Below are 12,385 nucleotides of genomic sequence, written 5' to 3'. Positions count from 1 at the left end.
GTGGGTTATTTATCTGCTCGGAGAACCTTGGAAGGGTTGAGCATAGCGCTCCCCGGTGCCTCCCGCCATCCCGCCCCCCGTCACTGACCGTTCCCGTCATTCCCCGGTTCCCGCCCGGCGGCCTGTGGTTCGCCGCCGACACCGCCGACGGCGTCGATCACCTCGGCAGCGTCGTGCGCCTGTGACGGCGGTCCCGGGCACGCTCCTCCAGGACCGCCTGGACGAGGAAGGACTGCGCGCCGGAGATCCGGACACGCTGCAGGTGCACGGGCACGAGCCCCCGGTCGAGGCCGGCGGGCAGGTCGCCGGTGCCGGGGAGCAGGAGCACGGCCGTCCCGCCGGGCGCGAGGACCCGGCCGAGCTCCGCCCACCACCGTGAGAGGGAGACGGTGAGCAGGCCGCGGCCGGCGACCTGGCCGCCCCAGGGCGGGTTGCTCAGTATCCGGTCGATGCCGCCGTCCGGCAGCGGCAGACGCTCGGCGTCGGCGCGCCCGAGGACGACGGGCAGGCCCGCCGCGTTCTCCGCGGCCGCGTGCACGGCCTGCGGGTCCAGGTCGAAGCCGTGCAGCCGGGCGCGGGGCTGCTGCCTGCCGGCCTCGACCAGCAACGTCCCGGCGCCGCAGCAGGGGTCGAGAACCGTATGGCCGGGGCCGATGCCGGCCATCTGCGCCATGGCGGCGGCCAGCGGGGGATGCAGCGTCCCCGGGACGGACCGTCGTTTGTAGTCGCGCCGGTGCAGGGGCCGTTCGGCGATCCGCAGCATGAGCGTGGCCCGCTCGCCGTCCAGGGTCACCCGCCACCCGCTGTGGCCGGGCGGGGGCGCGGCCCCCGTCCGGCGCGAGTGGTATCCGGTCCCCAGCCGCCGCGCCAGGGCATGCCCGACGGCGTCCTCGACGTCGTAGCGGGTGAAGCCGCGCCTGCCCAGGAACGACGCCGACACCTCGACACCGGTGAGCGCGCCGGGGCCGCCGTGTTCGCGGCGCAGCCGTACCAGCGAGCCGAGGTCGGCCGCCTCGGCGAGACGGGCGAGCGCGCCGGCGTCCCGCCTGGCCGTGCCGACGTCGGCGCACTGCGCGGCGAGGAGGAAGACGTCGTCGGCGGTGCGCAGGGCGACAGCCCGCGCACCGGGACGGGAGGTGTGGAAGTGCACCTCGCGGTGCCCGAGACGGGTGACCGCACCGAGACCGCGCCGGAGGATCTCGGCGGCGACCGTCGGCTCCAGCCCGTGAACGCACCGTGCCACCAGGCCCGCCGCCGTCATGGGACGGCGAGGGCGCCGGGACGCGGAGCGGTGAGAGAAATCGCGCGAACGCGCATGATGATCGTTCTTCTCCCGCGTCGGCCCGGGACGGCACGGCGCCGTCCCGCCTCGTCGGCGACGGGGCTCTCCTCGTCTCGCCGACGGAACTCAGCTGAGGCTGAAGAACATGACCATCATGGCCGTGAGCCTAGGACCCGCGAGGCGGCGCGCTCAACCGAATAATCCCGTCCTCACAGCAGGAGCTGGCGGTGCCGCTGGCTGTGCCATTCGACCAGCAGCACGGTGGCGTCGTCGTCGAGGTGGTCCCGCTGGTGCTCCAGCAGGGTCTGGATCAGGCGGCGCAGCGTCTCGGGGGCCGAGACGCCGTCGGCCTCGCGGCGGATGACGAAGTCGGCGAAGCGCTCCAGGCCGAACACCTGGCCCGCGGGGTTCCTGGCCTCGATGACGCCGTCGGTGTAGAACAACAGCCGGTCGCCGGGCTCGAGCTGGTAGTGGGACGGCTGGCGGAGGGCGGCCATCCCGAAGCCCATGGGCGGATTGGGCTCCACCTGCAGCGTGGCCACCACGTGCCCGCCGCGCAGGACCAGCGGCGGGTGGTGGCCGCGGTTGACCCAGGTCAGCAGGCCGGTCCGGGTGTCGAGGCGGCCCAGGATACCGGTGGCGAAGCGGGTGCCGCCGAACTGCTCGGCGATCGCCGCGTCGATCGCCTCACTGGTGGCCAGCAGGTCGGCGCCCTGGCGGCGGTTGTTGCGGCAGGCGCCCATCGCGATGGTGGCGGTCAGCCCGGCGGCGGTGTCGTGCCCCATGGCGTCGAAGATCGACAGGTACAGGGTGTCGCCGACCAGCGCGTAGTCGAAGGCGTCCCCGCCCACGAGATAGGCCGGCTCGAGCGCGGCGGTGACCACCACCCGCTCGGTGGCGAACGTCCTGACGGGCAGGAGCGTCCACAACACCTCGGCCGACAGCTGCATCGGCCTGGTGCGCACCAGGCGGGCGTAGGTGTCGCTGGTGGCGCGCTTGCTGGACAGGATCAGCGCGACCAGGGAGGCCAGCCGGGCGGCCTGCCGCCGGGTGGCCTCGTCGTCGCTGGCGGCGGTGAGCACGAGCACGCCGATGTGCTCGGTGCCGTCCAGCAGCGGCACCCACAACCGCCACGGGCCCTGCCCGGGGAGCGTCGGGGAGGGCCCGCAGCCGGTGTGCCGGGCCTGGATGATCTCCAGGGAGCGGAAGGCCCGCCCGGCCATGGTCGTGTCGACGCGGATGGGCCCCAGCGGCCCGCCGCCGGCGTCGCACTGGCCGGGCAGCGGCACCAGGAACTGGTTCTGCAGGTCGGCCACGTACAGCACCGGTTCGGTGAAACCGGTCAGGCCGGCGTATCCGGCGATCAGGGCCGGCAGGTCCTCCAGGGCAGCCAGGTGATGGGCGGTGATCAGGCCGCCCAGCATCTGCTCGTGGTCACCGTGCACCGGCCGCTCCTTCACCGTTCCTTGACTGTTCCCGCCGTCCCGCCCGCCGCCGTCCCGGCCGGGGTCTCCCGGCCGGGGTTCACGGCCGCGGTGGACGCCGCAGTAGACAGCGTCCCGCCGAGCCCGCTCCGGCGACAGCCCTATCCGAAGATCGGTACCCGCCGGCGGGGTGTCAGCGGACCGGAATCAGGTCGGGGCCGACGATGTGGCCCTGATGGGGGTGGGGGGCGTTCTGGTCGTGGCGGAAGTGCCCGGCGTACCAGACGACGACGTTGGTGCCGCTGACGCTCTCACCGTTGACGAACCGGCCCAGCATCGCCCGGTTGTCGTCGTGGGGGTTGCCGTCGTACAGCTCGCTCGCCCGGCGGCGCAGGAACCACAGGTCGGCGATGCCGTAGGGGTCGGTGGTGTTGTCGTGCGGGCCGGGCACGATCCGGTAGCCGCGGCCGCTGGACTTGTCGGTGACCTGCCAGAACCGGGCCGGCGGGCGGCGCCGGCGGGTGGTCTCGCGCACGATCTGCGTCGCGACGGGGGCCTCGGCGGTGCCGTCGAACTGCTCGATCACGTCGTTGTCGGAGCCCTCGACGTCGAAGTCGAAGCGCCAGTAGACGTGGTGGCGGTGGCGCATGCAGGTACGCGGGTTGCGCACCCCGGCGAAGCCGAAACGCGGCCGGACCGTGCCGTCGTCGGCCAGGCGCCACTCCGACACGTACCGGTACCAGCCCGCGGCGATCTCACTGACGATCCGCACCTCGCCGCCGCCGCCGTCGTGGAAGGCGACGCCCTGGAAGTTGCCGGCGTCGTTGTCGGGCCGCTCCAGGATGGTCTTCGGCGCCCGGTCGCAGATCCGCCAGCCCCAGCCGACCGGGTCGGCGCCGGCGGCCGAGAAGCGGGTCTCCTCGTTCTGCCAGTCGCGGTAGGTGACGCCGTCCTCCTCGTACTGGACGTTGAGGATCGGCACGTGCGCCTGGCGGAAGACGAGCCTGCCCCGGTGGCGGACCTCGCGCAGCTCCACCCCGGAGCCGTCGCCGGGGTTCTGCGGCGCCGAGGCGCGGGGCCGTACCACGATCAGGTTCCACAGCTCGGTGCCGCCGTCGAGCACGCGCAGCCGGACCGCGTCCGGTCCTCCCCGGTCGCGCAGGCTCTCCACCGGCGTGGGCAGGCGTGACTCGCAGTCGTCGGGGTGGTCGGGGTGCATGGCCGCGCTCACCCCGGCCGGGGACCAGTCGACGGTGCGCGCGGCCACGTCCACGGCGACGATGCGGTGCCTGACGGGCCCGCCGGGGGTGTAGACGCCCAGGGTGGGGCGGCGCGTGGTGGTGCCGTCGGGGTTCTCCAGGTCGGCCAGGGGCGGCATGGGCCGGTAGACGATGACGTCCTCGCCGGTGGGGAAACGCCCGTCGGCGCGCAGGATCTCCGCGGCGGCCCGCAGCTCCCCGGGGCCCGGGGTGGGCCGGTAGGCGCTGGGCACGACCTCGGCGTGCTCGGGGCGGCCGACGGTGCCGCGCAGTTCCACCCCCCGGTTGGAGACCGGGTCGAAGACGCTCGCCCGGAACGGCGCCCGCCCGTCCGGCTCGCGGCCCAGGGCGGCCGCCTCGCCCAGGATGAGCCGGTCGGCGTCGGCGGTCTCCAGGTGCGCCAGCACGGCCGGGTGCTCGGCGGCCACCCGCCGGACCTGCTCGGCGGTCAGTCCCGGCTGCTCGACGGCCTCGATGATCACCTGTCTGGTCATGTCGATCTCCCCGTTCACCTGTCGGCGGCGCGCCTCCCCGTGGATCTTGGGCGCTTCTCCGTTCCTATCCCGCCGAGATGATGCTGGAAAGACCCGGGGACCGCCGGGTTCGAGGCGTGATCACACGGGTGGCAGGAACCGCAGGTCGTGGGCGCCGGCGAAGTCCAGCAGGCGGCCGGCCTCCTCGGTCAGCTCGGCTTCGGCCCGGGGGGTGAGGGGGGTGAACGGCTGGACGGCCAGGCGGCCGGCGGCGAGGTTCCAGGTGCCGTGGACGGTGCCGTCGACCAGGATGGTCGCGGCGACCATCGCGCCGACGCACACACGCCGGCGGTGCTCGTCGGTCATGATCCGGGTGCGGTCGGCGTAGGCGACCATCAGGTTGTCGAACTCGGGCAGGAAGCGCGCGGGGGCCGGTGTCCCGGGGTCGGGCGGCGGCGGGGCGTCGGGCAGGTCGAACAGCTCCCGGCCGTGCTCGTCGCGGAAGGGCCGCAGGTCCATGCGGGCCATCACCTCGCGCAGCCGGGTCAGTCCCGACCAGGCCTGCACGTCCATGACCCCGGCCGGGCCGAAGGCCGCCAGGTAGCGGCGGATCATCCGCTCCACCGGCGGCTCGGCCTCCATCGGCTCGTCCAGCCACTCCTCGGCCAGGGCGAAGGGGGTGGCGCCGCCCCTGCCCCAGGTTCCCTGCGGCGGGACGTGTACCAGTGGCAGCAGCGCCTGCGCCGACCATCCCAGCGCCTGCGGGGGGACGCCGGGCCAGCGTTCGGCCAGCATCCGGCCCAGTTGCGGGCGGGTCAGGACGCGCCCGGTCAGCAGCCGCCGGGCGGTGCCGGTGAGCTCGGCCAGGTCCACGCCGGCGGTGACCCGGCCGAAGGCCGCCTGCCGGCCCCGGGCCAGGACGGGCTGCATCAGGGGGCGCAGCCACCGGTAGTCGGCCGAGGCGACCAGGTGCAGGGTGCCGCGCAGCACCGAGGCGCGCACGGCCTGCCTGCCGTACAACAGGCTGGTCAGGTCGTCCTGGGTGAAGCGCGACAGGCGGGCGGCGAGCCCGAGGTAGGGGGCGTCCGCGGCCTGGGCCTGCAGGCCGGTCAGGTGCCGGATGGCGGCGAGGGGGGACAGCTCGCCGCGGCGCAGCAGCAGCTGCCGGTCGAGGGTGATCCGGTTGAGGGCCTTCATGCTCAGCGTGGGCGAGGTGCTCATACGAGGACGGTGTCACCCATCGCGGAAGGTTCCTTTCCGCGATGGGTGACCGGGTGTCCCGTCGCCGGAAAAATAATTGATCTACATTGTAAAGGAAGTGGTTTGTTACACAACCAACGACGATGAGGAAAGAAAAGCAACCAGGTGGGGGAGGCGGCCTCCGCGAGAGGAGCGGGAGGGGAGGATGTCGGGGATGTGCGGCACAATACCCGCCATGACCACTCCGGAGGCGCAGCGTCCCCCCGGCACCGTGCTGGAAGCGGTGCTCGAACGCATCACCTATGCCAATGAGGAGACGGGTTACACCATCGCCCGGGTCGCCACGGAGCGGTCGGGGAGTGAGCTGCTGACGGTGGTGGGGCCGCTGCTGGGGGCGCAGGTCGGTGAGTCGTTGCGGCTGACCGGGCGGTGGGGTTCGCATCCGCGGTACGGCAGGCAGTTCGAGGTGTGGTCCTACAGCACTGTGCTGCCGGCGACGGTTCAGGGCATCCAGCGTTATCTGGGTTCGGGGTTGATCAAGGGGATCGGGCCGAAGATGGCCGAGCGGATCGTCGATCATTTCGGGACCGACACGTTGGAGATCATTGAGACGGCTCCGGAGCGGTTGGTGGAGGTGCCGGGTCTGGGGCCGAAGCGGACGAAGATGATCGGGGTGGCGTGGGAGGAGCAGAAGATCATCAAGGAGGTGATGATCTTCTTGCAGGGGGTGGGGGTGTCCACCTCGATCGCGGTGCGGATCTTCAAGCAGTACGGCGACGCCTCCATCTCCGTGGTGCGGAACGAGCCGTACCGGCTGGCCGACGACGTGTGGGGGATCGGGTTCAAGACGGCCGACACGATCGCGCAGGCGGTGGGCATCCCGCACGACAGCCCCGAGCGGGTCAAGGCGGGTCTGCGGTACACGTTGTCGCAGGGGGCCGACGACGGTCACTGCTATCTGCCGGCGCCCAATCTGGTGGCCGACGCGGTGAAGATCCTGCAGGTTCCGGCGGAGCTGGTGGCCTCCTGCCTGGAGGAGCTGGTGGCCGAGGAGGGGGTGGTGCGGGAGGAGCTGCCGGCGGGTGACAACGTCATTCCGGCGGTCTATCTGGTTCCGTTCCATCGTGCGGAGTTGTCGCTGGCCGGTTCGCTGCGTGCGCTGCTGAGGTCCTCTCATGATCGGATGGCCGTTTTCCAGGAGGTGGACTGGGAGGTGGCGCTGGAGTGGTTGCGGGGCCGGACGGGTGCGGATCTGGCGGCGGAGCAGGCGCAGGCCGTACGGCTGGCGTTGACGGAGAAGGTCGCGGTGCTGACGGGCGGTCCGGGCTGCGGTAAGAGCTTCACGGTGCGTTCCATCGTGACGCTGGCCCGTGCGAAGAAGGCGAAGGTGATCCTGGCGGCGCCCACGGGGCGGGCGGCGAAGCGGCTGTCGGAGCTGACCGGTCACGAGGCCACCACGGTGCACCGGTTGCTGCAGTTGCGTCCGGGGGGTGATGCGACGTTCGACCGGGACAATCCGCTGGACGCCGACCTGGTGGTGGTGGACGAGGCGTCGATGCTGGATCTGCTGCTGGCCAACAAGCTGGTCAAGGCGGTTGCGCCGGGTGCGCATCTGCTGTTCGTGGGGGATGTCGACCAGTTGCCGTCGGTGGGGGCGGGGGAGGTGCTGCGTGATCTGCTGGCCGCGGAGGAGGAGATCCCCCGGGTGCGGCTGACGCACATCTTCCGGCAGGCGCAGGAGTCGGGGGTGGTGACCAACGCCCACCGGGTGAACACGGGGCTGCCGCCGGTGCTGGAGGGCATGAAGGACTTCTTCCTGTTCCCGTGCGAGGAGCCGGAGGAGATCGCGGCGTTGACGGTGGATGTGGTGGCGCGGCGCATTCCCCGCAAGTTCGGGCTCGACGCGCGTCGTGATGTGCAGGTGCTGGCGCCGATGCACCGGGGTGCGGCGGGGGCGGGCAATCTCAACCTCCTGTTGCAGGAGGCGCTGACTCCTTCGCGGGAGGGGCTGGCGGAGCGGCGTTACGGCGGGCGGGTGTTCCGGATCGGTGACAAGGTCACGCAGTTGCGCAACAACTATGACAAGGGTGCGGCGGGGGTGTTCAACGGCACGGTGGGTGTGGTGGTCGACGTCCGGCCTGATGATCACAAGTTGACGGTGCGCACCGATGAGGACGAGGACGTCGAGTACTCCTTCGATGAGCTGGATGAGCTGGCGCATGCTTACGCGGTGTCGATCCATCGTTCCCAGGGCAGCGAGTATCCGGCGGTGGTGATCCCGCTGGCGACGAGCGCGTGGATGATGCTTCAGCGCAATCTGCTGTACACCGCCGTCACGCGGGCCAAGAAGCTGGTCGTCATCGTCGGTTCGCGCCGGGCGCTGGGGCAGGCGGTGCGTACGCGTGGTGCGGGGCGGCGGCACACGAGCCTGACGCACCGGCTGCGGGAGGGGTGAGGCGGTGGCGGGTCGCCGTTGTCGTGGCCGCGCGCCATTACCAGGTTCACTCGGTGTCGGCACGAGGCTGACCAGGAGAAGTTATACAAACGTGACATAACTGGGCTGAACCCCGGGCAGTGCATACGCATCTCCTATTAGTGTTTTTGGATGAGTTTGCACAGTGGGGGAGAGGTTCGTGCTGAACGTTGAGAGCCGACGCTTGAGGGTGCCGGTCGCCGGTCTCGCCGTCGTGACCGCCGTCATGTTGACCGCCTCCTGCTCCGACGAACCGGCGGGCGCGCCCTCTGCCGCGACCGGGGACGGCGGGAAGGACGCCCAGGCGACTCCCGCCGCCCCGGTCATAAAGATCAGCCCGGCGGAGGGCAGCTCCACCGTCCGCCCGGACAAGAAGGTCGTGGTCACCGCCGCGGGCGGGCCGCTGGAGCAGGTCACCGTGGAGAGCGATGGCGAGCAGCTGGAGGGGGAGTTCGACGCGGGCCGTACCAAGTGGGTCTCCAAGGCTCCGCTCAAGCCCGCCAGCGACTACACCGTCTCGGCGCGCGCGGCCGGCGGCACCACCGCCAGCAGCTCCTTCACCACGCTCAAGCCTGAGGTCGAGCTGGCCGTGGCGGACGTGACCCCGGCGGTCAAGGGGGAGAAGGTCGGGGTGGGGGCGCCGATCATCGTCACCTTCAACAACCCGATCCCCTCCAAGGCGGGCAAGGCCAACGTCGAGCGCGCCCTGGAGGTCACCTCCGACAAGCCCGCCGAGGGCGCGTGGCGGTGGATCGACGACAAGACCGTCATCTACCGGACCGCCAAGTTCTGGAAGGCCCACCAGAAGGTCACTTTCACCGCCCGCCTCGAAGGGGTGCAGGGCGCCAGGAACATGTACGGGGTCGAGGACTTCACCAAGACCATCCGCATCGGCGCGGCCCAGATCTCCACCGTCGACACCCGCAAGCACACCATGATCGTCAAGCGGGACGGAAAGGTGGTCAAGAAGATGCTCATCAGCGCCGGCATGGCCACCACCCGCGCCTACACCACCACCAGCGGCGTCCACCTGGCCATGGGCAAATCCAACCCCGAGCGGATGATCTCCCCTGGCTTCCCGAAGGGCCACCCGGAGTACTACGACGTGATGATCAACCACGCCGTACGGTTCTCCAACAGCGGCGAGTACGTCCACGCCAAGAACAACGTCTGGGCCCAGGGGCGCCGCAACGTCAGCCACGGCTGCATCAACGCCCGCCCCGACCAGGCCAAGTGGTTCTACGACACCGTCCAGCGCGGCGATGTGATCATCATCAAGGGGACCGATCGCGAGGTGGAGTGGAACAACGGCTGGAGCTACTGGCAGCTGTCGTTCAACGAGTGGAAGAAGGGCAGCGCCCTGAACGATGCCTGACCCTCTGGGGTGCCTGGCCAGGGCTGAGGCGGGAGCTTCTCCCGCGCCGGGCTTTCGCCTCCGGTGATCCCGGTCACGGGACGGCGGCGTAGAGGAGGTCCCGCAGGCCGGGCAGGGCTTCGCGGTCGCCTCGCCAGACCAGCCGCAGGCTCAGGGCGGGCACGGGCAGGCCGAGTTCGGTGAGCGTGCCGGAACGCAGCGCGGCCGATGCCGCGAACTCCGGAAGCAGCGCGATGCCCAGGCCCTGCTCCGCCCACGCCCGCATCACCTGGACGCCGCCGGCCGGGATGCGCTGCAGGGTGGGAGCGAAGACTTTGTCGGCGGCCATGTGAAAGGAGCATCCGGGCGCGTTGACCAGGAGCCTCTCACCGGCCAGGTCTTCGGCGGACAGGGCGGGGCGCCCGCTCAGCCGGTGGCCCGGGGCGGCGACCAGGACCAGCGGGACGGTGCCGATGTCCAGGAAGGCCAGGGGCGCGGGCGGCGCAGAAAACCCCAGGGTTCCCAGGACCTCTCCGGTGTCCAGCAGCAGCGCGGCCTCCAGCCGTCCGGCGGCCACGTCGGCGAGCAGGTCGTCCCGCCGGGCGGTGGGATGGACCTGGACCTCGATGCCGGGCCGGCGCCCGGCGAGCCGGGCCAGCACCTGCGGGACGTAGACGGCGGCCAGGGTCTCCAGCGCGCCCAGCCGCAGCCGCTGCGCCTGCCCGGTGACCTCGCGGTGTGCCTGCTCGGCCTGCTCCAGCAGGCGGCGCGACCAGTCCAGCATCGTCGCCGCCATGGGCGCCGCCGTGGGCATGGGCACGACCGGCGGGTCGGCGCTCGCGCTGCTCGTGGCGGCGGCGGTGTGCGGGGCGGCGGGGATCTGGTTCGCGCTCGCAGCGCCCGGCCGGACTCGGGCGGACCCTGGGCTCAGGTAGGCCCCGGGGTCCCGGCCCTGCTTCACTCCGCCTGGCGATCCTGTCCGCCGCTGGTCTGCAGGCCGAACCGTACGGCCTGCTCCAGCGGCGAGTAGTCGCCGCCGGCGCGGTCGAGCACCAGCGGCTCCTTCAGCGGAAGGGCGGGCTGCGACATGAACCGGGGGCTGGTGCCGGTGTGCTCCCGGGCGGCGTGCACCAGGAACGGGTGGCACAGGAACACGTCCCCGGCCCGTCCCGTGGCGTGCGCCACCGGGCGGTGCGCGCTGGCGGCGTCCACCAGCGGGCTCAGCGTGAAGAACTCCGCGCCCTGCTCGCCGAACGGCTCCAGCACCCGGGGCACGTCCAGGTGCGAGCCGACCCTGATGCGGGTCGGCGCGTCGTCCGGGCCGACGTCGGAGAACAGGAAGAGCATCAGCAGCGCCCGATCCTGTGAGCGCAGGTTGACGGCGTAGGTGCCGTCGCCGCGGTCGATGCTGCCGTCGATGTGCCAGCCCCGGTCGTCGTCCGGCGGGTCGACGGGGAAGCGGATGGGGAACATGCCCACCTCGCGGCGCGGCGCCCACCGGCCGGGCCCCACCAGCGCGTCGAAGGCCTCGTGCAGCCGGGGGGTGTTGGCCGCCTGGTCGAAGACCGGGTCGAAGCTCTCGTCGTAGGCCCACACCACCTGTTTCGTCCACCCTGACGGGTCGTCGGGGCTCAGCCCGATCTGCCGCCACAGGATCTCGCGGCCCCGCTCGGCGAGTTCGCGCGGGAACGCCTCTTCGATTCTGACGAAGCCGTCGGAGAGGAACCGCTCGACCATCTCGTCGTTGCCGAACTTATGCATGGGCCGTACGGTAGGCGGCTGAAGATCAACCTGTCGACCGGTTTTCCGGCCGGTTCTCCCGCGCGCGGGGGCTGCGGGGTCGCTCTACAGCAGCGACAGCTGCCGGGAGGCGGCCGTGGCGGGGGCCGTCTCCGGCGGGCCGCAGTGCAGGCCGTAGCGGGCGGCCAGGGCCCGCACCTGCTCGGTGACGCGGGTCACGTAGCCGGTGTCGGCGTCGGGGCTCTTGCCGTACAGCTCCTCGTAGCGGGCGACGAGCCCCGGGTGGCGCTCGGCGAGCCAGGCCAGGTACCACTCGCGCGCGCCGGGCGGCAGCCGCAGCACCCGTGGGAGCAGGCCGGTCGCCCCCGCGCCGGCGATGCGGCGCACGGTGGCGGTCAGCTGGTCGGGGGAGTCGGTGAGCAGCGGCAGGATCGGCGCCATCGCCACCCCGCACGCCACTCCACGCTCGGCCAGGGCGGCCACCAGTTCCAGGCGTTTCTGCGCGCTCGGCGCCCCCGGCTCGACCATGCGGCGGACCTGGTCGTCGACGAACGCCACCGACACCATCACGCTCGCCCCGCCGGTCGCGGCCAGCAGGTCGGCGTCGCGCAGCACCAGCGGACTCTTGGTGTGCACGGTGAAGGCCGCCCCCGCCTCGCCCAGCGCGGTCACCAGGGGCGGCATCAACCGGTAGATCTCCTCGGCGTGCTGGTAGCAGTCACCGGTCAGGCCGACCGCCACCGGCCGGCCGTCCCAGGTGCGGCTCAGTTCGGTGCGCAGCCGCCGGACGATGTCGGTGCGCACGACGATCCGCGAGTCGAAGTCGGTCCCGGCGTCCAGGCCCAGGTAGCGGTGGCCGCGCCGGGCCGTGCAGTAACGGCACGCGTGGGCGCAGCCCCGGTACGGGCTCACCGCCCAGCCGCCGGGGACCGCCTCCAGCGCCTTGCGCGCGCGCACCTCGTAGCAGGTCAACGCGCCGTGCACCCGGGTCACCGCGGTGCGCTCGATCCGCGGCCGGGTGTCGGGGACCTCGGGCAGCAGCGCGGGGGAGTGCCATCCCATGCCGATCAGTGGAACACGCTTTCGACTCGGCCCGCAAGGGCTTGCCTGTTTTCCGGGCCGTTTCGCAGGAGCGGGCGCCGGACCGCCATTCGTCAGCGTACCGACCCCGGTGCGCTTG

The 12,385-nt window shown here is 72.0% G+C and carries 9 protein-coding genes; 2 read left to right on the top strand and 7 right to left on the bottom strand.

Annotated features, from left to right (window positions below; genetic code table 11):
* Positions 1-157: 157 nt before the first annotated feature.
* The 4 genes from IEZ08_RS34095 to IEZ08_RS34080 form a co-directional block, all read right to left on the bottom strand.
* On the bottom strand, positions 158-1,243 hold the full coding sequence (locus IEZ08_RS34095) for a methyltransferase domain-containing protein (protein ID WP_203863608.1): 1,086 nt from the start codon (positions 1,241-1,243) through the stop codon (positions 158-160).
* 248 nt (positions 1,244-1,491) lie between these two features.
* A complete protein-coding gene (locus IEZ08_RS34090) occupies positions 1,492-2,727 on the bottom strand; it encodes a PP2C family protein-serine/threonine phosphatase (protein WP_189243825.1) in 1,236 nt (411 codons plus the stop codon).
* A gap of 172 nt (positions 2,728-2,899) precedes the next feature.
* Positions 2,900-4,459, bottom strand: coding sequence for a hypothetical protein (locus IEZ08_RS34085; RefSeq protein WP_141703993.1), 1,560 nt, complete (start codon positions 4,457-4,459; stop codon positions 2,900-2,902).
* Positions 4,460-4,579: 120 nt separating this feature from the next.
* Complete coding sequence (locus IEZ08_RS34080; protein WP_189243824.1) at positions 4,580-5,659, bottom strand: winged helix DNA-binding domain-containing protein; 1,080 nt, start codon at positions 5,657-5,659, stop codon at positions 4,580-4,582.
* A gap of 214 nt (positions 5,660-5,873) precedes the next feature.
* Here IEZ08_RS34080 and recD2 point away from each other — a divergent pair, with 214 nt between their 5' ends.
* Both recD2 and IEZ08_RS34070 read left to right on the top strand, forming a co-directional pair.
* Positions 5,874-8,093 carry an SF1B family DNA helicase RecD2 gene (recD2, locus tag IEZ08_RS34075; protein ID WP_068923671.1) on the top strand — a complete coding sequence of 740 codons (2,220 nt, stop codon included), beginning with the start codon at positions 5,874-5,876 and terminating at the stop codon, positions 8,091-8,093.
* A 178-nt stretch (positions 8,094-8,271) separates the two neighbouring features.
* Complete coding sequence (locus IEZ08_RS34070) at positions 8,272-9,486, top strand: L,D-transpeptidase (RefSeq protein ID WP_229803825.1); 1,215 nt, start codon at positions 8,272-8,274, stop codon at positions 9,484-9,486.
* A gap of 73 nt (positions 9,487-9,559) precedes the next feature.
* On the opposite strand, the gene IEZ08_RS34065 is transcribed toward IEZ08_RS34070, so the two are convergent.
* The 3 genes from IEZ08_RS34065 to IEZ08_RS34055 all read right to left on the bottom strand — a co-directional run bounded on the left by IEZ08_RS34065 (position 9,560) and on the right by IEZ08_RS34055 (position 12,267).
* A complete protein-coding gene (locus tag IEZ08_RS34065; RefSeq protein ID WP_068923670.1) occupies positions 9,560-10,426 on the bottom strand; it encodes a substrate-binding domain-containing protein in 867 nt (288 codons plus the stop codon).
* Positions 10,423-11,226: a phytanoyl-CoA dioxygenase family protein gene (locus IEZ08_RS34060; RefSeq protein WP_068923669.1), complete on the bottom strand. Its 804-nt coding sequence runs from the start codon at positions 11,224-11,226 to the stop codon at positions 10,423-10,425. The genes IEZ08_RS34065 and IEZ08_RS34060 overlap by 4 nt, the downstream gene beginning before the upstream one ends.
* An 84-nt stretch (positions 11,227-11,310) precedes the next feature.
* Positions 11,311-12,267, bottom strand: a complete 957-nt coding sequence (locus IEZ08_RS34055) for a radical SAM protein (protein ID WP_068923668.1) — start codon at positions 12,265-12,267, stop codon at positions 11,311-11,313.
* Between the last annotated feature and the right edge of the window lie 118 nt (positions 12,268-12,385).

The organism is Planobispora rosea (assembly GCF_014648175.1).
Classification (GTDB): domain Bacteria; phylum Actinomycetota; class Actinomycetes; order Streptosporangiales; family Streptosporangiaceae; genus Planobispora; species Planobispora rosea.
Note: the sequence above shows the minus strand (reverse complement) of the source record. Positions and strands in the feature narration are given on the sequence as shown.